The sequence below is a fragment of the Cytobacillus praedii genome, from assembly GCF_001439605.1.
In the GTDB taxonomy this organism is placed as follows: Bacteria; Bacillota; Bacilli; order Bacillales; family Cytobacillaceae; genus Cytobacillus; species Cytobacillus praedii.
The window spans coordinates 92,988-114,673 of the sequence record NZ_LMBX01000006.1 but is presented as its reverse complement, the minus strand read 5'-3'; the positions used below and the strand labels follow the sequence as shown (position 1 = coordinate 114,673).

General features: G+C 35.4%; 25 protein-coding genes and 1 pseudogene. 4 read left to right on the top strand and 22 right to left on the bottom strand.

Annotation, left to right across the window (positions count from 1 at the left end; translation table 11 throughout):
- The first annotated feature begins 2 nt into the window (after positions 1 to 2).
- Complete coding sequence (locus tag ASU02_RS08680; RefSeq protein WP_057763029.1) at positions 3 to 437, top strand: PadR family transcriptional regulator; 435 nt, start codon at positions 3 to 5, stop codon at positions 435 to 437.
- A complete protein-coding gene (locus ASU02_RS08675) occupies positions 434 to 1,762 on the top strand; it encodes an FtsW/RodA/SpoVE family cell cycle protein (RefSeq protein ID WP_057763028.1) in 1,329 nt (442 codons plus the stop codon). Before ASU02_RS08680 ends, ASU02_RS08675 begins: the two co-directional genes overlap by 4 nt.
- A gap of 110 nt (positions 1,763 to 1,872) precedes the next feature.
- On the opposite strand, the gene ASU02_RS08670 is transcribed toward ASU02_RS08675, so the two are convergent.
- The 15 genes and pseudogenes from ASU02_RS08670 to ASU02_RS08605 form a co-directional block, all read right to left on the bottom strand.
- The gene (locus ASU02_RS08670; protein ID WP_057763027.1) at positions 1,873 to 2,892 is read right to left on the bottom strand and encodes a DUF3231 family protein; all 1,020 of its coding nucleotides are present in this window, start codon (positions 2,890 to 2,892) and stop codon (positions 1,873 to 1,875) included.
- 96 nt (positions 2,893 to 2,988) lie between these two features.
- Positions 2,989 to 3,462, bottom strand: coding sequence for a hypothetical protein (locus tag ASU02_RS08665; protein ID WP_057763026.1), 474 nt, complete (start codon positions 3,460 to 3,462; stop codon positions 2,989 to 2,991).
- Between the two features lie 16 nt (positions 3,463 to 3,478).
- Entirely contained in the window at positions 3,479 to 3,889 is a 411-nt protein-coding gene (locus ASU02_RS08660) for a CBO0543 family protein (protein WP_332307634.1), read from the bottom strand.
- Between the two features lie 267 nt (positions 3,890 to 4,156).
- Positions 4,157 to 4,756 carry a nitroreductase family protein gene (locus tag ASU02_RS08655; RefSeq protein WP_057763024.1) on the bottom strand — a complete coding sequence of 200 codons (600 nt, stop codon included), beginning with the start codon at positions 4,754 to 4,756 and terminating at the stop codon, positions 4,157 to 4,159.
- Positions 4,757 to 5,121: 365 nt separating this feature from the next.
- The gene (locus tag ASU02_RS26385) at positions 5,122 to 5,268 is read right to left on the bottom strand and encodes a hypothetical protein (protein WP_157684500.1); all 147 of its coding nucleotides are present in this window, start codon (positions 5,266 to 5,268) and stop codon (positions 5,122 to 5,124) included.
- Between the two features lie 22 nt (positions 5,269 to 5,290).
- Positions 5,291 to 5,494, bottom strand: a pseudogene (locus ASU02_RS25750) (ring-cleaving dioxygenase); the annotation flags it as partial.
- Between the two features lie 146 nt (positions 5,495 to 5,640).
- Positions 5,641 to 6,900 carry a cytochrome P450 gene (locus ASU02_RS08650; protein WP_057763023.1) on the bottom strand — a complete coding sequence of 420 codons (1,260 nt, stop codon included), beginning with the start codon at positions 6,898 to 6,900 and terminating at the stop codon, positions 5,641 to 5,643.
- Positions 6,901 to 7,072: 172 nt separating this feature from the next.
- Entirely contained in the window at positions 7,073 to 8,071 is a 999-nt protein-coding gene (locus ASU02_RS08645) for a glycosyltransferase (protein WP_057763022.1), read from the bottom strand.
- Positions 8,072 to 8,221: 150 nt separating this feature from the next.
- Entirely contained in the window at positions 8,222 to 8,473 is a 252-nt protein-coding gene (locus tag ASU02_RS08640) for a spore coat protein (RefSeq protein ID WP_057763144.1), read from the bottom strand.
- Positions 8,474 to 8,488: 15 nt separating this feature from the next.
- Positions 8,489 to 8,674 (bottom strand): hypothetical protein, encoded by a 186-nt coding sequence (locus tag ASU02_RS08635; RefSeq protein WP_057763021.1) that lies wholly within the window; start codon positions 8,672 to 8,674, stop codon positions 8,489 to 8,491.
- A 129-nt stretch (positions 8,675 to 8,803) separates the two neighbouring features.
- Entirely contained in the window at positions 8,804 to 9,592 is a 789-nt protein-coding gene (locus tag ASU02_RS08630; RefSeq protein WP_232426209.1) for a class I SAM-dependent methyltransferase, read from the bottom strand.
- 143 nt (positions 9,593 to 9,735) lie between these two features.
- Positions 9,736 to 10,980 (bottom strand): aminopeptidase P family protein, encoded by a 1,245-nt coding sequence (locus ASU02_RS08625; RefSeq protein ID WP_057763020.1) that lies wholly within the window; start codon positions 10,978 to 10,980, stop codon positions 9,736 to 9,738.
- 61 nt (positions 10,981 to 11,041) lie between these two features.
- Complete coding sequence (locus ASU02_RS08620) at positions 11,042 to 11,485, bottom strand: hypothetical protein (protein ID WP_057763019.1); 444 nt, start codon at positions 11,483 to 11,485, stop codon at positions 11,042 to 11,044.
- Between the two features lie 50 nt (positions 11,486 to 11,535).
- The gene (locus ASU02_RS25745; RefSeq protein WP_082631744.1) at positions 11,536 to 11,865 is read right to left on the bottom strand and encodes a DUF2085 domain-containing protein; all 330 of its coding nucleotides are present in this window, start codon (positions 11,863 to 11,865) and stop codon (positions 11,536 to 11,538) included.
- A 262-nt stretch (positions 11,866 to 12,127) separates the two neighbouring features.
- Entirely contained in the window at positions 12,128 to 13,006 is an 879-nt protein-coding gene (locus ASU02_RS08605; protein WP_057763016.1) for a proline iminopeptidase-family hydrolase, read from the bottom strand.
- A 315-nt stretch (positions 13,007 to 13,321) separates the two neighbouring features.
- Here ASU02_RS08605 and ASU02_RS08600 point away from each other — a divergent pair, with 315 nt between their 5' ends.
- Positions 13,322 to 13,912, top strand: a complete 591-nt coding sequence (locus ASU02_RS08600) for a guanylate kinase (protein WP_057763015.1) — start codon at positions 13,322 to 13,324, stop codon at positions 13,910 to 13,912.
- A gap of 49 nt (positions 13,913 to 13,961) precedes the next feature.
- Here the strand turns inward: ASU02_RS08600 and rbsB are convergent, their stop codons facing one another.
- The 6 genes from rbsB to ASU02_RS08570 form a co-directional block, all read right to left on the bottom strand.
- Positions 13,962 to 14,861 (bottom strand): ribose ABC transporter substrate-binding protein RbsB, encoded by a 900-nt coding sequence (gene rbsB / locus ASU02_RS08595; RefSeq protein WP_095396706.1) that lies wholly within the window; start codon positions 14,859 to 14,861, stop codon positions 13,962 to 13,964.
- Positions 14,862 to 14,970: 109 nt separating this feature from the next.
- Entirely contained in the window at positions 14,971 to 15,915 is a 945-nt protein-coding gene (locus tag ASU02_RS08590; protein ID WP_057763013.1) for an ABC transporter permease, read from the bottom strand.
- On the bottom strand, positions 15,912 to 17,399 hold the full coding sequence (locus tag ASU02_RS08585) for a sugar ABC transporter ATP-binding protein (protein ID WP_198317422.1): 1,488 nt from the start codon (positions 17,397 to 17,399) through the stop codon (positions 15,912 to 15,914). The genes ASU02_RS08590 and ASU02_RS08585 overlap by 4 nt, the downstream gene beginning before the upstream one ends.
- 16 nt (positions 17,400 to 17,415) lie before the next feature.
- Entirely contained in the window at positions 17,416 to 17,811 is a 396-nt protein-coding gene (gene rbsD / locus ASU02_RS08580; RefSeq protein ID WP_057763011.1) for a D-ribose pyranase, read from the bottom strand.
- Entirely contained in the window at positions 17,808 to 18,716 is a 909-nt protein-coding gene (gene rbsK, locus ASU02_RS08575) for a ribokinase (RefSeq protein WP_057763010.1), read from the bottom strand. The genes rbsD and rbsK overlap by 4 nt, the downstream gene beginning before the upstream one ends.
- A 5-nt stretch (positions 18,717 to 18,721) precedes the next feature.
- A complete protein-coding gene (locus ASU02_RS08570; RefSeq protein WP_057763009.1) occupies positions 18,722 to 19,708 on the bottom strand; it encodes a LacI family DNA-binding transcriptional regulator in 987 nt (328 codons plus the stop codon).
- 347 nt (positions 19,709 to 20,055) lie between these two features.
- Here ASU02_RS08570 and ASU02_RS08565 point away from each other — a divergent pair, with 347 nt between their 5' ends.
- A complete protein-coding gene (locus ASU02_RS08565; protein WP_082631743.1) occupies positions 20,056 to 20,676 on the top strand; it encodes a DUF3298 and DUF4163 domain-containing protein in 621 nt (206 codons plus the stop codon).
- 27 nt (positions 20,677 to 20,703) lie between these two features.
- Here the strand turns inward: ASU02_RS08565 and ASU02_RS08560 are convergent, their stop codons facing one another.
- Positions 20,704 to 21,669 (bottom strand): 2-hydroxyacid dehydrogenase, encoded by a 966-nt coding sequence (locus tag ASU02_RS08560; protein WP_082631752.1) that lies wholly within the window; start codon positions 21,667 to 21,669, stop codon positions 20,704 to 20,706.
- Between the last annotated feature and the right edge of the window lie 17 nt (positions 21,670 to 21,686).

Genomic DNA, 21,686 nt, shown 5'->3' with positions numbered 1-21,686 from the left:
CAATGGACAATCCCTTCAATAATTTAAAGAATGTCATGAAAAAAACGGTCTTTAAGGATCTTACCTTTTCAAATGAGCGGAAAGATGCTGTGAAAGAAGCGATTCAAGGAAAACAGTCACAACTAAATCTCCATTCTTGGAAAGAGTCAACCATAATAGCTCTATTAGAAACACTTCAACTTGAATCAAGGGATGGATACGATATATCCACTCTTCTTTTTCAAAAACATGAACTTTGTTTCCAAAACAATGAAGGACAGCTCTATACCCTTTTACATCTGTTAGAAAACAAAGGAATCCTTTCCTCAAAGTGGATAAATGAAAAAAAATACTATACTTTGACCACAAAAGGGAAAAAATACGCAGCTGCATACAAACAAGAAAGCACGAAGCAACTTACATCTCTAAAACATTTAATTGAGGAGGCATCCTTATGAACTCTTCAAGATTTGATGAATTTTTATCTAAAGTAACATCTAAAGTAAAATCCAAAGAAGCTCACAAGATGATCAAAAAAGAACTAACCAATCACTTGGTAGAGTTAAGCCAAACCTTCCAAAAGGGTGGAGTATCTAAAGATGAAGCGGATGATAAGGCAATAAAAGAAATGGGTAACCCCTTCACCATTGGAGATAATTTAAACCGCATCCATAAGCCCAAAATGGATTGGCTTCTTATTTTTTTATTTATTATTATTGCTGGCATTAGCTTTCTTCCACTAGTAGGCGGTGTTCCTGAAATGGCAATATTCAATACCTTCTTTATTGGGCGGCAAGCAATCTGGTTAACACTTAGTATTTTAGTAATCGTAGGAATTTTATTCTTTGATTACAGAAAGCTAACAAAAAGTTGGGTGTTTTTTTTCGGAAGTGGTTTGGCACTGCTAATATTTACTAATATATCTGGTTATACAACAAATGGGATAAAGACGTGGATTTCTTTTTTTGGATATAGAATGAATGTAACAGTTCTCTCCTTATTTTTTCTGTTCCTTGCGTGGGCTGGTATCTTTAACAAAATTAATACATTTAAAAGCTGGAAAAAACAAATATTACTCTTTTTCTTATTTTGGAGCCCTATTTTTTTCTATATGATGCTTCCTAATATAATGTTTAGTATCATTTACTTTTTTTGTATAGGATCAATGTTTGCTTTTTCTCAAGTTCAGAAAAGGTTAGCTGTTAGCATAGGACTGGTTAATATGGCTGCAGGTTTAATTTTTTTAAGCACATTGATTACGTCCTATCGCAAAGATTACTTTTTTATTAGACTAGCTGCTTTTATTAATCCTGATGCTGATCCAAATGGAGCAGGATTTATGTACATTTTGGTTAAAGACATTTTATCAAATTCAGGCTGGTTCGGTCGGGGGCTCTACAACGATATTAATATCCAACAATTTCTGCCTGCAGCACATACAGATTTTGTTTTTCCTTATCTTGTCTATTCCCTAGGATGGTTATTTGGAATACTCCTATGTATAATCCTATTGATATTTATTTTACGAATTTCAATCAATGCGTTAATAACAAAGGATCTATTTGGAAGGCTGTTAGTAATCGGAGGTGCAACATTATTCACTGTTCCTACTTGCTGGAATGTCCTAATGGGCTTTGGAATTGTACCAATTATGGGCGTCTCCCTCCCTTTTATTAGCTATGGTGGAAGTATGCTGCTGTTTTACTCTGCAATACTTGGTCTCATTCTGAATGTGTACCGTAAAAAGGATTTTGTAGAGCCGACAATAACATATTTGCATTGAACCGTGTTTTTTAAAGAACTTTTTCGGGTACACAGCAATATTTTTAAAAATAATAAAGGGAAACCAAATTAACTCTCTGGCTTCCCTTTATTTATTTTTGTACCACATGCTCATTTTTTACTATTTATCAGTTTCTTTCGATTTGTCACCAGCGGGGGCTGCTCCAGCCACTTCTTCTCCACCACTATATCGAAAGTGTCCTTTGCGTACATCATAACCTCTGCAATAATTTTACTATATTGAGCCGTAAGATCGGTTCTCATCGTTACAGACATTGCATGTGAAATTAAGCTAATATCTACGGAATTTAATACATTTATCATAGAAAGGATAAGTTTATCTGAGAATGGTGAGAAAGTAGAGTCAGTTACTTCCATGCCAACGGTCACAGTCCCAAGCAGTCCTTCTTCCATTAGTAAATTATTGAAGAAGGAAATTTGCTTTTCACTTATCGTTTTTCCCTTTTTTATATGTTTTTTTAGACTCTTGTCTTTTACTACTTGAGCAAAGGCTAGCATTATAAGTATCGAAAAGTAATTACGCTCAATATTAAAAAATATCTCGGATAATTCTATGGCGTTCAACGGACGTTTAGCACCTATAAATCCTGTTAAAAAGGAATCCTTCTGGACAAATTCAATTTCTTTAGGGTAGTTCATTTTAGGCGGTCGATCATAAATGCCTTTTGACAACATCATCTTGACTGCTTTTCCGAACATTTCTGTAGAGGTATGAATACACTCTGTAAAAAAATCAAGCACATCAAGCCGAACGTTATTGGATGCAGTATAGCTAAAATTAATCATCCCTAAACGATTCATCATATAAATATAACTTAATGTAAACACATCATTGAATAATGGAGGGGCTGCAAAATTCACATCTCCTTCTGAAAAAGCAGCAGGCAACGGAAAGTTTTCTGAAAGGAAAAAGCTTTTTATCTTTTCTAATCGGACTTGTGAAACTTGTAGTGCCTCTTTTGCTAATGGAATAATTTCTTCATCTTGAAGATGATGCAAAAAGTATTTAAGAAAACATGAATTCATACTTTCTTGTAAATAAACACCCCAAAGACCACCAATTTCTGTGCAAGATAATTCAATATTTACTTGCTTTTTTTCAGATTCCAATGTGAAACTCCTCCTTCTTTATATTATAGATTTAGTATCCCATTTAAATTTTGCATTTACTCTTGATGAAAGGAGGAACAATGGAGGGAAGCATGCTTAACTGCTTATTTGGCGTGAATGATATTTAATTATAAAATAACGAATAATGAACCCAACAGCCAGACCAGGAATCAAAGACAATATTGGAAGCCATATGGGTCCAAAAAAAATACCAAAGTATTTGTTTGGAGAATACATAAGACCAACTGTGACAAAATAGGCCCCAAAAGCAAATGGAACATACGAATATGGCGGATTTTCCCCATCAGCAAATTTGTAAGCGTCATACATAGCATACATATATAGACAAGGGTAAAACATGAGCCATTGATGATTGACCACTAATTCAGCATCCATTATTTTTCCAAGAAAACTATACATAATAGCTTGATTAAAGAAACTGTTTACATTTATGATAAACTCTAAAAAGATAAAAACAAATCCTTTAAATAAATGTCTGTTTAAGAGTTGCCCAAAACCTGGAAAGGCTATGCTCCATAAAATGGCTTCTAATTTTTGTACTTTTTTCATAAATAATTAGTCTCCACTATTCTGTGGAAGGCTGTTTATTTTTTAATAAATCAATTTTTTTGATTAATCCAACAAACCCTCTAATTGTAAATAGGGTAAAACAAACACTGCCAAATGTATGGAAAATAGACCATTTTTCCCACTTAAATAGTTTAGTGTTTTTTTCAAAATACCATTGTCCAATACTCATGGGTACACTAAATAGTAAACTTTTGAGAAGAATCATAGGCAGCCTATCATTGTAAGAAATTTTAACCCAGATCACACTTAAAATAGGGAAAAATAATATATCATAAATGAGGTTAGTCTTAAATATTGATGGGAAGGGTCGGACTGGATAGGCAACTCTTTTCGTACCAACAACATAAGCATCCACTAGTGTTGCTAGAACTCCTTTTGAGAAAAAAACAACTAGGTTTTCTCGCATTTTTTCCCCTTTAAATAAGAATGGAACTGTACAAATACATATGCAAAAAAGTAGATTCAATAGTTTTTTCTCCATTTATGATATCCGCCTCTTCTATTATTAATATTTATAAAATTCCCTGGAAGATTTTATTTATGCGTAAAAACACTTCCTTTTTGATTTGATAAGATTCCTAATCTGAATAATGATTCTAGTACATTACATGGTTTATTACCTGAATAAAAAAACCTGATAATAAGCGTATTATCAGGAAAAGAAAAATTCTCTTTATTTTATGAATTTAACACGTTCTTCAAGTGGCTTAAATTCTTTTTCACCAGGTTGTGCAGTTGGATTTCCAAATGGAATTTGAGCAATTAATTTCCAAGTTGAAGGAATATTCCATTCCCTTTTTACTTCTTCATCAATTAGTGGGTTATAGTGCTGTAATGATGCACCTAGACCTTCTGCCTCTAATCCAGCCCAGACTACTAATTGGTGCATACCAGAAGCTTGTTCAGACCAAATAGGAAAATTATCAGCATATAAAGCAAATTGTTCTTGAAGGGCTTTAACAATTGCTTCATCTTCAAAAAATAAGACTGTACCATACCCTGCATTAAATGAATCCATTTTTTGCTGAGTTCCAGTGAAATCCCCATTTCCAACAACTTCTTTTAATGTCTTTGTTGTAATATCCCATAATTTATTATGGGCATCTCCAGTTAATACAACAAGACGCGCTGTTTGAGAGTTAAAGGCAGACGGAGTATATTTTACTGCAAATTCAATTATTTCCTTTATTCTCTCTTCAGATACGGAGATGTCTTTATTAATTCCATAATATGAACGTCTTTCTTTTAAAACAGAATAAAAATCTTTTGACATAAATAAAATCCTCCATAATTTTGATTTAATAAAATTGTGTATAATGCATCTATGCCAGCTTATCACTGTATACATGCTTGCTATTATTTTTCCCTATTCTTCATTTTATCAGTCAGTAATTGTATATCAAAAATCTTCTAATATGATATGAAATGCAATTTAGACTACAAAACCACTCTGCTGCAGCTTCACTTTTTGAATTCATAATAGATGCCTAATTTTTTCATAAAGAAGATGCACAATTGCATTCGCATTCTCACATGTGAATAAAGTTCCTTAGATTTCATTCGAGAACAAATAGGATCATTTGTTCTAAGTGCAAAAAAGCCGGCTTACTTGATAATCTGGAAGAGTGATTTCTTTTCTTAGCACTTTGGATCAATTCTTCCAATTGCATAAATTTCTTCATCAAAATGAAATTGGGCAACCTTCCCTATTACCAAATCACAGCCATATGATTTTGTTCCCCATAGCTCTATAGAATGTTCCGGCAATAGGATCATTGTTAGCAAAGAGAATCATTCCTTTCCAGTCCTAATCAAATTTACGAATTTCAAAAGGCAATAGGACACGTTCGATTTTCTCTCTATGTGATTCATATTGAGCAGACAGCATCAGCTTCTCACCCAAAATTTCTTGTGTTTCGTCATGTGCAAATCCTGGAGGATCTGTTGCAATTTCAAAGAGAATCTCTCCATGCTCTCTAAAGTAAATCGCATTGAAATAATTTCTATTCTTTCATTATTTTAATGCAGGAAACCCAGTGAAGTAAAAAAACCGCCATACACAAATGTAAAGGCGGTTCAAACTTTGAATATGGATAATAGTTGTCAGTTAAATGGTTGGATTAATGATTTAAATTGTATGGAACAAATGAACAATCGCTAAAATAATTTCTTGATATTTTTCATTACTATTCTGCTATTAGGAATACTTGGCATACTATCCATGCTAAAGCTTAAATCTTGATCAGGAATTTCATACTTTATTTGGGTTACTAAAAAATCAAGGCTTACTTTTAATACTTCAAGGGTTACCCACTCCCCTGCGCAGCGGTGACCCAAAAAATAATCACCACCACCTTGAGGGATAAAATCATATAAATTTTCTTTACGGTTTTCAAATCTTTTGGGATTAAATCGATCAGGATTATCCCAAATGCTTGTGTCATGATTTGTACCGTAGATATCCAGCAGCGTCAATGTGTCTTTTTTAAATGTATAGCCCTTCCAAGTAAAATCCTTTTTTACCAATGCCGCTACAAAAGGAAAAAAAGGATAGAAACGGCGGACTTCTTGTATAAACAGTTCAGGATATTTTGTATCATTGGTTTTCAGCTTTTTACCTTCTTCTGGATGATGATACAGGGCCAATGCTAGAAAGTTAATATATATGGCAATCGCCACAATTGGCCGTAAAATATTGATGATCTCTACAGCAACAGTCTTAGTATCAAGTAGATTTCCATCTGGATTACGGTACCAGACAAATTGCTCTAATACAGAATTCTTAGAAGGCTGTACGTTTCCTGCACGAACCTTATCAATAATATCTCCCATCCACTTTTCTACTTGATTTCTTGCGTTCCTCCCTTTCCAATGACTTGGACCTACTTTCGCAGCCGACTCGAACATTGCCCCTAAATCTTTTGACAGCTCAGCAGCTTTCTCTTCTGGAAGCGGTACATCTGCCCATTGGCAGGCGGTCCGGCACAAAAGTACCTGTACTTCATCATAAAGGGTAACTTCGTCCATATCCCTCCATTTATTTACTGCTGCCTGCCATTGTTCCTTTGTGATGTTAATCAGTTTTTTTAATTGATCTGGGGACATGATGGACATAAACATTTCTTTACGCTGTTTATGTTTCATATCGTCTAAACTTTGGACGCCATTTTTCCCGAACAATGTTTGCACCGCCCGATTAGGTGCTGCATTTTTTCTTTTGAACTTTTCAGTGTCATAAAAAACCTCAGCTGCTTCCTTTCCACCCATACAAATTACTTTACTTCCAAGTAAACGGGTTTCAAAGATATCAGATTGAAAGCTTCGGCGTCTATTTAAAATATACATATATCCTTCTCTCAAAAGGCTCAGACTATGATCCATTCCATCTTCTCGAGGTATTTGATTCGTATTTGACATAGGATCCATCTCCATTTTGTTAAGTTATACAATTATTCTTTGTCATCCTATCTGGTTTACTCACAAAAAGGTTGACAATGAAAAATATTTAATCATGAAAAAAATGGCGATTGGATAAAAAAAGCCGATCGGTGAATTGTCTCCAATCGGCTAATTGCTTTTATATTTAATCCTATTTAATCCACTCATTAAAGAATAAACGATAGCCTTCTCTCATCACCGTGTTTGAAAAGGCATCAAATGCGTAATTACGATTCTCCATAGATGCTTTAATTGGAACAGAAGCTGCCATATTAACAAGTTCAAACCAATTCTTTTCATTGCCGGAGAAGGAATACTTCGCACTGATATGATCATAGCATGGATGCTCTGGTTTAACGATAATCTTCCCCATTGCTAAAGCTTCAGTTAGAGGCATGGCGAAAGTGTCAAATTTAGAACAGCTCCAATATACCTTTGCAGAATTCATCAAGGTGAAAATTTCATCTTGTGATAGAGCAAACTGGAGTTTCACATTACTTGGAATTTGATATTTCTTCATACTTTCTCGATATCGTTCGCCACCGAAAACCATAAACACTTCTTTATCCGGGTTTTTATGTGCATACTCAATCACTAGATCAGGGCGCCGATTTTCTTCATCTCTGCCAATCCAAAGGATGCGATTATCTACAACTTGAGATGGATCATAGTATTTATTCGCAAGAGTTTCATTGAACCCAATTGGAATAACCGTTACATCATGAACACCATAATGACGTGCCATTTCCTTTTTCAAAAAATCGGTTTGGACAATTGCCTTATCCACAATTTGATAGAAAGGCTTCATCATCTCATATCCTGTCAAAGCCGGATCTGGGAAACTATGTGGAAAAAGCACACTATTTTTCAAGAACATTTTTAAATAAGTAAAACCAGACACTGTGTAGATAACGTGATCAATTTTTTGAGAATAAATTTGATCTAGTACGATATCATAGTTAACAAGATCTCCTTTTTCATGTTCGTATCCAGGAAGCCAGTCATATCCGCTCACATGCCGTTCTGGTGAAATAAAAATAATTTCAATGCCTAGCTCTTCTCCAATCACTTTAAGACGTTCAGCGAAGATACGTGGGCCTTGTGCCTCCGTAAATTGTATTTTTCTCATTACTAATCCAACTTTTGTCATTACTTTACCCCTTATTAAACATATAAATGTTGTTATTGAATAAAGTTATTTTACCATAATATGAATAAGAAAAAATTCTACTAATCCTTAACAGTAAAAATCCACTTGTTTTTAATGGATAACAAGTGGATTTTCGGAGTTTGCTCCGTATTATTGACCAGAAGTTAACTCTGTTCGTACATGTTCAATTTCCTCTTGTGTAGCTGTTTGTGCAGGCTTATAATCCCCTTTTTGAAGAGCATAATTATAAACTGTTCTCTGCCGGGACTCATCTGCATTTCTTAATTGAATTAATGTTTGTCTTAGCTCTGTATTATTTGCATCGCTAATATAGCCTGCATAGCTTTTTAAACTTGCATTTAATCCATTTAAATAATCATTAACAATATCTTTATCTTGCAGCACGAATAGTCCCCCTTATTGTAAGAATGTTAGAAGCTGCTGTTGCGCTGTTTTTGCTGCTTGAGCATCTCTTTGCAGCATCGTTTTTAACTCAGAATCCATAGCTGTTTGAGCATAAGCTTCTAATTTGTTGGCGATCATTCCATGTTCGCCAATGATTCTTCGCAAATTTTCCACTTCTGTTTGTGTCAACGATTGCATTATGTCCTATTCCCCTTTCTTGAGTATTCAAATTTAGCATTTCCATGAAAAAAAATGTAATTCTTTATTTATTGAATAAGTGAAAAAGAGAAAGTACATATCTAAATGGACTCTCCCTTTTCTTTCTGCTCATTCTTGCTTTTCCATGACAATACTAATGGCTCCAAGGTACTTTTCATATTTTTTAAAAGTATTTCGCATGTCTTCTATTCGTTTTCTCGCGTCTGGATTCACAGCGATATTTTTGACAATTGTAGCAAACCCCTTTACACCCTCATCCTGAATCATCCGCTTCTTTTCTAATAAATACATAGGCCGCATTTCGATGATTACAACATTGAACCCTTTATTTTCAAAAAGAGATTTCCATTCAAATACTGTCAGAGGTTTCGCATTTACACGAATCACATTCGCTAAGTCACGCTGGATCGTCGATTTTAATTCCTCATCAATCGTATTAGGATTTAAGCAGAGTTCATGAATCCCATATCTTCCGCCTTTGCGTAAGATTCGATAAGCCTCTTCGATAATCTCTTCTTTTTGCTTCGGTGATTGCATTGTTAGCATCGCTTCTCCGTATAAGACATTTACCGATTGACTTGGCAGTTTTGTATTTTGAGCATCACCAATAATACAAGCTGCCTTCTCAGGAGGCAAATATTTATTAACCTGTTTGGCAGCATCATCATTTTGTTCAATGGCAATATAAGAGTTAGGATTCTTATCTAGGACGATTTTTGATGTAACCCCAAGTCCAGGAGCAAATTCCGCAACATCATCATCTTCTGTGATATGTAAGTGTTCGATCATCTTTTTTGTTAGTTCAATTCCACCAGGGCGCAGAACACGTTTTCCCATTTTAGCAAGTAGCCAGTGACCAGGCATTTTTGAAAAATCGGTTTGTATTATTGAAGTCAAAATATCACTTCCCTCGACTTATTGATAATGATAATTGTTATCAATTACTATTATATGAATAGCCCAAACTTTATGTCAAGTGATCCTGTACTAGTAATATTAAAAAAAGCCATTATTACAAAATGTAATAATAGCTTCCTAACTTATTTTTGCATAAAGGCTTCAATATCCTCTACTGAACGAATGATATCCTTAGTAAGCACCTCATAACCTGTCTCTGTTACTAATACATCATCTTCAATTCGAATGCCGATTTCTTCATCCGCTATATAAAGACCTGGCTCTACAGTAAGTACCATTCCAGGCTGCAGAACTAAATCTTTATAACTTCCAACATCATGTGTATCTAATCCGAGAAAATGGCTGACACCATGATAATAGTACTCACTAATCTCATGTTCCTCTTTTATTAAGCCCATCTTTATACATTCATCTGCAAGTACTTTCTTTGTCATTTCATTTAACTTTGCAAATGGTACGCCTGGTTTAATAAGAGCGGTTGTTTCTCTCAAAGCTTTTAAGACGATATTGTAATACATTTTTTGCTTTTCTGTAAATTTCCCATTAACAGGAAACGTGTAGCTAATATCGGCATTATAATATTCAAATTGCGCCCCTAAATCAAGAAGAACGAGAGTACCGTCTTCGGCAAAAGCATTATTTTTCTCATAATGAAGGACTGTTCCATTTCCCCCACTGGCAACAATTGTTGGAAATGCATGCTCTTTCACGCCCTCAGAATTTAAAATAAAGTCAAAATGGGCTTCAAGCTGATATTCCTTCATTCCTGGCTTAGCATGCTTCATGACATTTCTAATGCCATTTTGGGTAATTTCAATCGCTTTTTTGATCTTTTCAATTTCTGCCGGTTTTTTATAAACACGAAGCTCACTTATGACTGGATAAACATTATTTATATGTACATATGGATAATTTGTTTGGATTTTACGAGCAAATTGCTGTGCCTTTGTTGTCACAGAATCTAATTCTCTTCGTTCTAAATCTAAATAAACGTGAAAAACTGATTCTGAAATAAGGGTTTGAGACAATGTAGATTCGAATTGATCAAGATATAAAATATTCTCTATTCCAGAAGTTTCTATTGCCTCACTGATGGTAATGGATTTCCCAACCCACTTTTCTAAGACAGGATCAGATTTTTCAATAAAAAGGAATTCTTCCACTTTACTTCCTTTTTTTCGAGCTATAAATATAATATTTGGTTCGTCGATCCCTGTTATATAGTAAAAATTTCGATTAGGTACAAACTTATAGGCTTCATCCGCTGACTTTTGCGGTGCTTTTCCTCCAAATAAAATAAGAAGAGACTCGTCTTTTAATTCTTCATATAAATGATTACGATTAGTAATGAAAAAATCCTTGTGCATAATATTCCCTCTTTTCGAAAGATATGAAAATATAAGTATATCATAACATACTTGTTTTCACTTACTCCATATAGTGTAATTCGATTTTTACATGATGTTTTTCGTTAGCAGACTGCTTATCTATTACTTTCCAGTTTAAAGAGATGAAGTTTTGTAAGTCCTCAATCTGGCTTTTTGTTAATACCAGACCATCTAAGTAAAAATCAAAGTCCTGATAATCAATATTCTCCACTAAATCATATTTAATCTTCAATAGTGTTTTTAGTGCATTTTTTGTGAGAAAAGTAATTGTATACCCATTTATGATGGCTTTTTCTAACTTTTCTGTATGGGTTCGATAAAAATCAATAAACGTTTGCCAGTCTGGAATCCCTTCGCCATAAGGAGTAAATTCCTTGCTATCACCGTTTTTAAGTAAATGAATCATTTCGAAATCTGTTGTTCCGCTTCTTCGTATCATCTCAATCATTATTGCATGATTAAGTGCGAGTTTTTCTCTGTTCAATCGCTCTTTCACTCCCAGGTAAAATAATATATGATCACTGACGTTAAAGGTTATTGGAACAAAGAAACAATAGTGTCACTTATACTAACTATTAAAATGCTTTGTCCAAACCCACAAATGATGCCGGTAAATAATCTTATTGTATTATTGCTCACTCTATACTTCTTCTTCTGCGTCCAGCCATCAATGATCATTGGAATATTTAGAAATAATCCTAGCCATATTGAAATATGTATATCAATAAGAAGTAATATCGGAAAGAAAAGATACCCTATTAATATCCCTGTACATCTTGCACATAATGGCAAAGTATACCCTTTAATGGTTATGCATCTGTTTTTCATTCGATGACAGGGGACAATTGCTAATACTCTATTCATCTTAATTACAATCTGGCCCGCAATCACAGTCTAGATCGGGTCCACAATCACAATCAGGCATGCAATCAAACTTTTTTTTTCGATTTTTCTTTTTTCCATAATAGAAAACAATGATTAGGAGTATGATAGTTCCTATTCCAATGGAAACAACGCCGAAAAGTATATTCCCGTTCAACATTAAAGTCGTGCCGACAACTATCGAAATTATTAAGCCGGTTAGTAACAAGAAAAACATAAACCTCACCTACTTATTCGTCCCTTATTAACTGCTATAATCTGCATTCCTTAAAAAGTCCCTTACTACCATCAGATACTCATCAGTTTCTTCTATATAAGGCATATGTGCACTGTTTTCAAAAATATGGAATTTAGCTCCAGGTGTAAGGCTGCTAAAATATTCAGTTGATTCTGGGGTCGCTTCATCATATCGGCCACATGTATATAATGTTGGGATAGCAATTTCCTTTAATTGTGAAGTGCAATCAAAGTTTTTCAAATTTCCAGTTACGTGAAACTCTGACGGCCCCCACATGATATTATAAATAGCTGGATTTTTGTATTGTCCTCCTTGTTTTAAGAAAGTAGGCAACGGGTCAAGACGACAGACAAAGTGCTTATTGAATTCAGCGGTCGCCGCTTTATATTCCTCTAAGTCTGTTGTTCCATTTTCTTCACATGCTTGTAAAGTAGCTTGAACCTCTTTTGATAATTGCTTGCGATTTCGATCCTGGTCTTCGGCCCAAAGCGGAGCACTTAAACAAGGGCTTGAAAAAATAATACTTTCTACACCTGCTGGTTTTGATAGAATATAAGCAGCTGCTAATGTTGTTCCCCAAGAATGCCCGAGAATATGAACTTTGTCTAAGCAAAGTTCTGTTCTAATTTGTACTAATTCTTCAACAAATCTTTCAATCTTCCATAAGGAGGTGTCCTCTGGCCGATCCGACTTTCCACAGCCTAATTGATCATAAAAGATAACTGGACGATCTTCTGAAAGAACCTTAAGACCCTGCAAAGAATAATGTGAAGAACCCGGCCCTCCGTGGAGTATAATTACAGGGGTTTTATCTGTATGCTTATCATGAATCTGATACCACACGTTCCCTCCTGTAACTCTTATGAATCCTTCTTTGACTCTCATATCAATCTCTCCTATCATTCTATGAATATAGTTTACCTTTTTAATTATATATGAACATTTTTCTATAATGCCTATTGATTTCCTTTAATTTAATTAGTTACAAAGTTTAAATTATTTTTACGAAATAATCAATAAAACACAAAAGTTCAGAAGAATCTGATATAATTATCATATTTAAATCATTTTTTTAGATGATTTACATGATTTCCCCTACTATCGCGTATTTTCCCCCCTCAGAATTTTTTCATTTTGCTAAGCAGCTGCTTCGTCATGTACCGTCACAATCAAAATCAATTTATTTAAGGAGGCTTACCTATGTACGAAATTAAAGGACAAGAAAAATTATTTATTTACACGGGTCCTGATGGATCTGGAAGGAAGACGATTTCTAAGATGGTCGCGACCATGTTTGATATGGAAACCGTTCTTTCCTATACGACAAGACCTCCACGTCATTATGAACAAGATGGCGAAGATTATCATTTTGTTGATACTGAAGCTTTTATTAAAATGGAGGAGAACCATGAATTTCTTGAAAGTGTTGAAATTGATGGATTCTATTACGGTATTCGAGAAGAAGATATTATAAAGGCTTTTGAATCACATGCTCTTGTTTATTTAACCTTAAATCCTGAAGGAACAGAAAAATTAAAATTGATGTATGGGGATCGCGTTATTCGCTTTTTTATCTATGCTGACAGAGATACGGTTATAAAGAGACATAAAGCTAGAGAGGATAAAGAGGAAGATATTAATCGTCATCTGGCTCACTATAACGAAATTATGGGTTATAAGACAAATTGCGAATATACTTTTGAAAATTATGATTCACCGCAAGTCTCTTTTCAAGTAAGTGAAGTGGTTGAAAGCATACTAGATCGGGATATTATTATAACAGATTATTAATATTAAAAAACTGCCGCTCAAATGAACGGCAGTTTTTTATACATCAAGATTATTTTACTAACTCTAACTCAACCGGAATAAATTCATCCACAGTTTCGTCGTTAGCCACTTTTAACGCTGTAGTTACACCTTGCTGACCAATAATGGCAGGCTTTTGAGCTACCGTTGCGGCCATATTTCCACTTTCAACAGCCTTCACTGCATCGTCAGTTGCATCAAAACCTACAACAATTACATCAGTTAAGCCAGCTGCTTGTATTGCTTCTAACGCGCCTAATGCCATTTCATCGTTATGAGCAAATACTGCTTGGATATCTTTATTTCCTTGCAAAATATTTTCCATTACAGATAAGCCTTTTGCACGGTCAAAATCTGCCGCTTGTTTAGCAACTACTTCAACATCTGCAACAGCATCTACAGCTTTATGGAAACCTTCTCCACGCTCACGAGCTGCTGATGATCCGGGAATTCCTTCCAATTCAACGACTTTCCCTTTATTTCCTAACTTTTCTAAAATGAATTTTCCAGCCATTTCACCGCCAGCTACGTTATCAGAAGCAATATGTGCTACTACCTCTCCGCCTTCAGCACTACGGTCTACTGTGATTACAGGGATATTTGCATTATTTGCTGATTCAATTGCTACTGCTACTGCAGCAGAATCTGTTGGGTTAACTAGTAATACATCAACACCCTGCTGAATTAAATCTTCAATATCACTTACTTGTTTAGCAGAATCGTTTTGTGCATCTACTGTTACAATTTCCGCACCTTGTGCTTTTGCTTCATCTTCTGCACCTTGTTTAAGAGAAACGAAAAATGGATTGTTCAAAGTAGAAACAGAAAGACCAATTTTTACACTATCATCCTTTTTACCGCCAGTTTCTTTTTCGCTCTTATCTGATGATCCGGGAGCCTCTGTTGAACAGCCAGCTAATAAAACCATCATTAATGTGATAAACAAAAATCCTTTAAATGCTTTTTTCACGTAATTGACCTCCTAAAATGTATGAATTAAATAAGATGCTCTTGCGGACAAATTTGCTCTAAACATTATATTATGCCGCTTTTTTTCGATCTAATAGAACTGCGAGAAGAATGACACCTCCTTTAACTACTTGTTGATAAAAGGAACTTACATTCATCAAATTTAATCCATTATTTAAAACCCCAATGATGAGGGCTCCAATCAATGTTCCAAAAATCCAGCCTTTTCCGCCAGACAAACTTGTTCCGCCTAATACAACAGCTGCAATTGCATCTAATTCATAGGATGCCCCTGCGGTAGGCTGAGCAGAATTCAAACGAGATGTTAAAATAATTCCTGCAAGTGCAGATAATGTTCCTGTAATGGAATAAATCCAAATTTTCACTTTGTCTACACGAATTCCAGATAAAATAGATGCTTCTTCATTCCCGCCAATTGCGTAAACTTTACGGCCGAATGTAGTCTTCTTTAGGATAAAGTAAAGGATACAATAGGAAATGAGCATCCAAATAACAGGAACCGGTATCCAGCCTAGGTATCCACGCCCCATTAATTCGAAAAACTGACTATCTGATAAGCCTGTAATTGGACGTCCTTCAGTATAAACGAGAGTTAATCCGCGAAAAATAGTCATTGTTGCTAGTGTGGCAATGAAAGGAGCGACCTTCCCTTTTGTAATAATGAATCCATTAATTGCCCCCATTACAGCACCTGCTAGTAAGCCAATAAGAATGGCTAAGATTGGGTCCATTCCACTAGCTAATAAACCAGCAGTTACAGCAGATGAAAGAGCTAGTATTGACCCGACCGAGAGATCAATTCCTCCTGTTAAAATAACAAATGTCATTCCGAATGCGATTAAAGCATTGATTGATACTTGACGTAGTACATTAAAGATATTGTCCAATGTTAAAAAGCTTGGACTTACAATAGCTAGAATGACTGTGATGATGACTAATCCTAGTAAAGGTCCTAATTTTTGTAACTGTTTCGAAAATAAAGCTGAGGACTTCATTTTTTATTTCCCCCTGTCGCGGCTTGCATGATCATTTCTTGGTCAGCCTCGGACTTATTTAATATTGCGGATACTTTCCCTTCATGAATAACAAGGATTCGGTCGCTCATTCCTAAAATTTCTGGAAGCTCAGAAGAAACCATAATAATGGAAACGCCTAATTTTGTTAATTCATTCATGATTTGATAAATTTCTTTTTTTGCTCCTACATCGACACCGCGAGTTGGCTCATCTAATATTAAGATTTTTGGGTTAATTCCTAACCATTTCCCAATAACGATCTTTTGCTGATTTCCGCCACTGAGTGATTTTACTAATTGTTCGCTGCTGGATGTTTTAACATGCAGCTTTTGAATCATCTCATCAACAAAACTAGCTTCCTCTTTTGCAGAAATGATATTCTTTTTCGAAATTTTCTTAAGATTGGTCAATGAGAAGTTTTCTCTTACAGATAAATCGAGTACTAGACCTTCACTTTTACGATCTTCCGTAATAAAGCCGATCCCAGCTTTTATCGCATCATATGGTGATTTGATTTTTGTCTCTTTTCCATCAATAAATAGCTTTCCTTCCTGTATCCTCCGATAGCCAAAGATCGCTTCCATAATTTCCGTCCGGCCAGCACCCATTAAACCGGCTACTCCGAGAATTTCTCCTTGATGAATAGAAAAATGTACGTTTTCAAACGATCCCTTACTTGTGAAATTTTCTACTTTTAACCTTTCAGAACCTATAGCTGTATCTCGTTCCGGGAAGCGGTCACCTAGCTGCCTGCCAACCATCATTTTGACAATTTCATCAAAGTTTGTTTCTGGAATCGCTTTCACACCAATGAATTGTCCATCTCGTAAAACAGATATTCGATCGCAGATTTGAAATATTTCCTCCATTCGATGAGAAATATAGACAATTCCGACGCCTTGTTCTTTAAGGGAATGGATCACTTTAAACAAGGCTTCAATTTCTCGATCTGTTAATGCTGCAGTAGGCTCGTCCATAATTAATACTTCCGTATTTGCGGCAACCGCTCGAGCAATTTCAATCATTTGCTGCTGACCGACAGATAAATTGCCAGCCTCAATGGCAGGATCTATATCGATCCCTAGACGGTTTAAGTATTCTTTCGTCTTTTGCTTCATTTCTTTATCTTTTGTCATTCCGAATCTACCGAATGTCAGTTCTTTTCCTAAAAACATATTTTCGGTGACTGTTAAATATGGAATGATATTTAGCTCTTGATGAATAACGGCAATTCCAGCCATTTCTGCTTCTTTCGCATTTTTGAAATGTACCTCACTCCCACGAACAGAAACAGTTCCGGCATCTCTTTCATATATACCTGTTAAAATTTTCATTAAGGTTGATTTACCAGCCCCATTTTCTCCCATAAGGGCATGTACTTCCCCAGGCATAATTTCAAAGTCTACTTTTTCCAAAACGATATTTCCGGAGAACGCTTTAGAAATACCTTTCATTTGAATCATTGGTTGGCTATTCATATTAGAATATCACTCCTGCATGTAAAATAATGTTTGCATATGGAGTTACTTCACCTGTTCGGATGACTGCTTTTGCCTTTTTTGTTAGTGCCTTAAATTCTTCGTGAGAAATATACTCTATTGATACATCTTTAAGAATAGAGGTAACCTTCTCATCAATTTGTTTGTTTTGCTCCTTAATTTCTACAGCAAGTGTTGCATTTTCCACTGCCATATCCTCAAGCAATGTTTCTAGCGTATCAATGAAACTAGGGTCTCCCTGTTTTAATGCTAAATCGATTCGAATCGTTTCATCTGGAATAGGAAGTCCACAATCAGCAATAACAATTGTATCGGTATGTCCAAGTCGCGCAAGCACTTCAGATATATGACTATTTAAAATCCCTAACTTTTTCATTTTCTCTTTTCTCCTCTTTGCTGCAGGAATTCCTCTACCTCCTGGAGGGTAGGCATTCCGCCTTGAGCACCAAATTTTGTTACGGATAAGGCAGCAGCAGCGTTAGCGAAATGGCAGGCTTCTTCTAGCTGATAACCGATACTTAAGCAATAAGCAAGTGCGCCATTAAACGTATCCCCTGCACCTGTTGTATCCACAACATCCACGTTGAAACTAGGAATTTGGCGTTCATTCCCCTTCAAAATGGAAACACCTTTTGCACCTTTTGTAACAATGCACTTTTTGATAATTTCTTTTCTTTCTTCGTCTGTCCAATCAGAAGAAGAAAGCAGCATTTCTTGTTCATGCTCATTTGGTGTAATATAGTCAATTTTTGATAAAAGCTCTTTTGATAAAAGCTGAATCGGTGCTGGATTTAAAATGATTGTTGCATGATGCTTGCTGGCAATTTCGACTGCTTTCTCAACCGTCTCTAAAGGAATTTCCAGCTGAAGTAAAACAACATCACTCTCTGCAATCATTTTTTCTAATCTTTCGATGTAAACAGGTGTGACTTGATAGTTGGCTCCCGGAACGACAATGATACTGTTATCTCCATCAAAAACTGTTATAGTAGCTGTCCCAGTTGAAGTTTCTGTAACCGGTTCCACATTTTGCACATCTATTCCTTGATTATTTAAATGCTGTTTTAACTCTTTGCCAAATGTATCTTTTCCGACACACCCGATCATGCTTACATCTGCGCCTAATCTTGCAGCTGCAACAGCCTGATTTGCCCCTTTGCCACCGGGGATGGTGTGAAACGCTTTTCCTAAAACCGTTTCACCCATTTTTGGAAGGATATTTGTACTTGTTACAATATCCATATTAATACTGCCGATGACAGTGATTTTCTTTTTTGTCATTATTTTCACCTCAAGACCTTAGTTGATTGACCTATTTTTAAAGATACTTTAAATTCTTGCTGGGCAGGATTTACAGCTTTTCCTTCAATCATATCAAGTAAAAGTTTAGCTGCTGACTCCCCTAATTCATATATAGGCTGTGCCATCGTTGTAATTTCTGGACTTGTAAGTTCACAAAGCTGAATGCCATCAAAACCAATCAAGGAAAGATCTTGTGGAATTCGTATTCCCATTTGTGTTGCTGCCTTCAATACGCCTAAAGCCATATAGTCATTCCCTGCAAAGATTCCATCAATATCACGGTGCTTGGATAATAGGACCATTGTCGCCTTCGCAGTTTCTAAAACGTTATAATTTCCATTGATAATGTAGTCCTTATTAAACCAAGGCTCATTGCATACTTCACTTAAATAGCCTTTATAACGTTCGTCTGCATTAATGACACTTACTGGACCGCGGACATGGGCAATTTTTTTGCAACCAATCTTTTTTAGATATTGTACCGCTTCCTTTGCTCCTTCATAATTGTTGACAGAAACAGATGGAATACTTTGATGTATTGGACGGTCAAGCGAAACGATTGGAATATTATTTTTCTCAATATAGTTCGGTGTAAGTGTACTTGTAACAATAATCACACCGTCCACATATTTTTGCTTCATGACATCAAAATATTTTTTTTCCTTATCCTCATGTTCATCTGAATTGCAAAGGATTAATGTATAATCATTGTTATTCAAAACATCCTCAATCGCTCTGGCTATTTCAGGGAAAAACGGGTTTTTAATATCAGGTACGATGAGAGCAATTGTTTTAGATTGTTTTTTAAAAAGACTTCTAGCAACCGCATTTGGTTTATAGTCTAATTTCTCTATGGCTTTTAAAACTTTTTTTCTCGTATCTTCATTTACATAGCCATTGTTATTTAACACTCTTGAAACAGTTGCGACAGATACATTCGCTTCGTTTGCTACATCTTTAATTGTGCTCACATCATACCTTCTTTCCGAAAAAACATGTAACCGGTTACACACAAGAATAAAAAAATAGTTTTCTATAAATATAAAGAAAAACTTTGTATTTGGTAACTTCAGATTGTTTACTATTTACTAATAGGTAATCGCTTACAAATAGTTTTTAATAATATTCCCTCTACTGATTTGCATAGGGAACTTTAATTGAATTTTAATTGCTTAAAAAGTATTTGTCAATAGATTAATAGAGGAATTCAGCATGAAAATTCTTGCATTCTCATGCGATCCTCTATTCCCGCTTTCTTCATTCACCCAATCATTCGGTTTGAATAGGATAGGTAAAAATGTTAAAAGGATGGAGTAGTATGCCGATATCATTTCCTGTAAGTATAAGAACAGAAAAGATAAGTAACGGGAAGGATAAAAATATTTATTATCCTCAAGTGTATAAAATGAAAAATGTAAAATTAGAACAAAATATCAATCAAAGGATTGTCCATCAGACCCAGCAGCTGGTTAATGAATTAGTTGGTGGCGATCCATCATCAGTCGTTGAAATAATCGGTTCTTATGAATTGAAAAATAACCAGCGGGAGGTTCTTAGCTTATCACTTTCGAATTATACGTACCATTATCATGCGGCACATGGAATGACGATTATTAAATCTTTAACATTCGATCTAAAGAAAGGAAAGCCTTGCGAGCTTAAAGATTTATTTAAGCCAGGAAGCGATTATGTTAAACGGCTTTCCATGCTCATACAGAAACAAATTAAACAGCGGGATATACAGCTACTCAATCCATTTACAGGAATTAAGCCAAATCAAGACTTTTATATAGCAGATAAAGCATTAGTCATCTATTTTCAGCTTTATGAAATAACACCTTATGTATTTGGCTTCCCTATGTTTCCAATTTCCGTCTATGAGCTGATGGATATCATTGATGAAAATGGCCCGCTTGGCAGGATGGCTGAAAATAATTAATGCCGATCTTTTTATGAAATGCAGCTTTTACACATTTACGACATGCCTAGGAATTTCTCCATTTAAGACCCTAAGGAGATTATCTGAAGCAACTTCTGCCATTTTCATACGTGTTACAATGCTGGCACTTCCTATATGGGGAAGTGTCACTACATTTGGTAATGTGAGCAGCGGGTGATCTAATGAGACCGGTTCCTGTTCAAAAACGTCAAGACCTGCTGCCCAAATTTGCCCTAGAGATAGCGCTTGATAAAGGTCATTTTCATTTACAATTCCTCCGCGAGCAGTGTTTATCAAAATGGCACTATCCTTCATTAATTGGAAATGCTCTTTCCGAATCATATTATGTGTATCGGTCGTATAAGGAGTCATAATACAAACAAAATCAGATTTTCTTAATAAGTCCTCTAAAGACGCAAAATGTAACCCTAATTCTTCCTCAGCCTGAAGCTTCCTGTTTCGGCTATGGTAGAGGATGTTCATATTGAACCCCTTTGCTCTTCTTGCCAGTGCTTCACCAATTCTCCCTAATCCAATTATTCCTATTGTAGATTGATAGATATCTTGTCCGGTTAACTGCATGGGAGACCATGTCTGCCATTGTCCGGCTCGCAAAAAAGCAGAAGCTTCTGTAATCCTTCTAGCAGTTGCCATTAAAAGAGCAAAGGTTAGGTCAGCGGTTGTTTCTGTTAATACACCTGGGGTATTAGTAACCATGATCCCTTTTTTTGAGGCTGCTTCAATATCAATATTGTTATAGCCAACTGCCATGTTGCTAATTACTTTGAGCTTTGTAGCTTTACTTAATATTTCTTCATCAATTGTTTCGGTTAATAAGCAAAATAATCCATCGATCTCACCCATTTTTTCTTCCAGTACATCACGAGGAACTGGCGTATCTTCATGCTCCCAAACAGAAACATCACAGCTTTTCTCAAGGTGCTTTATAATCGGAACAGGTATTTTTCTAGTTATGTAAATTTTTGGCATCAACATAATTCCCTCCATCT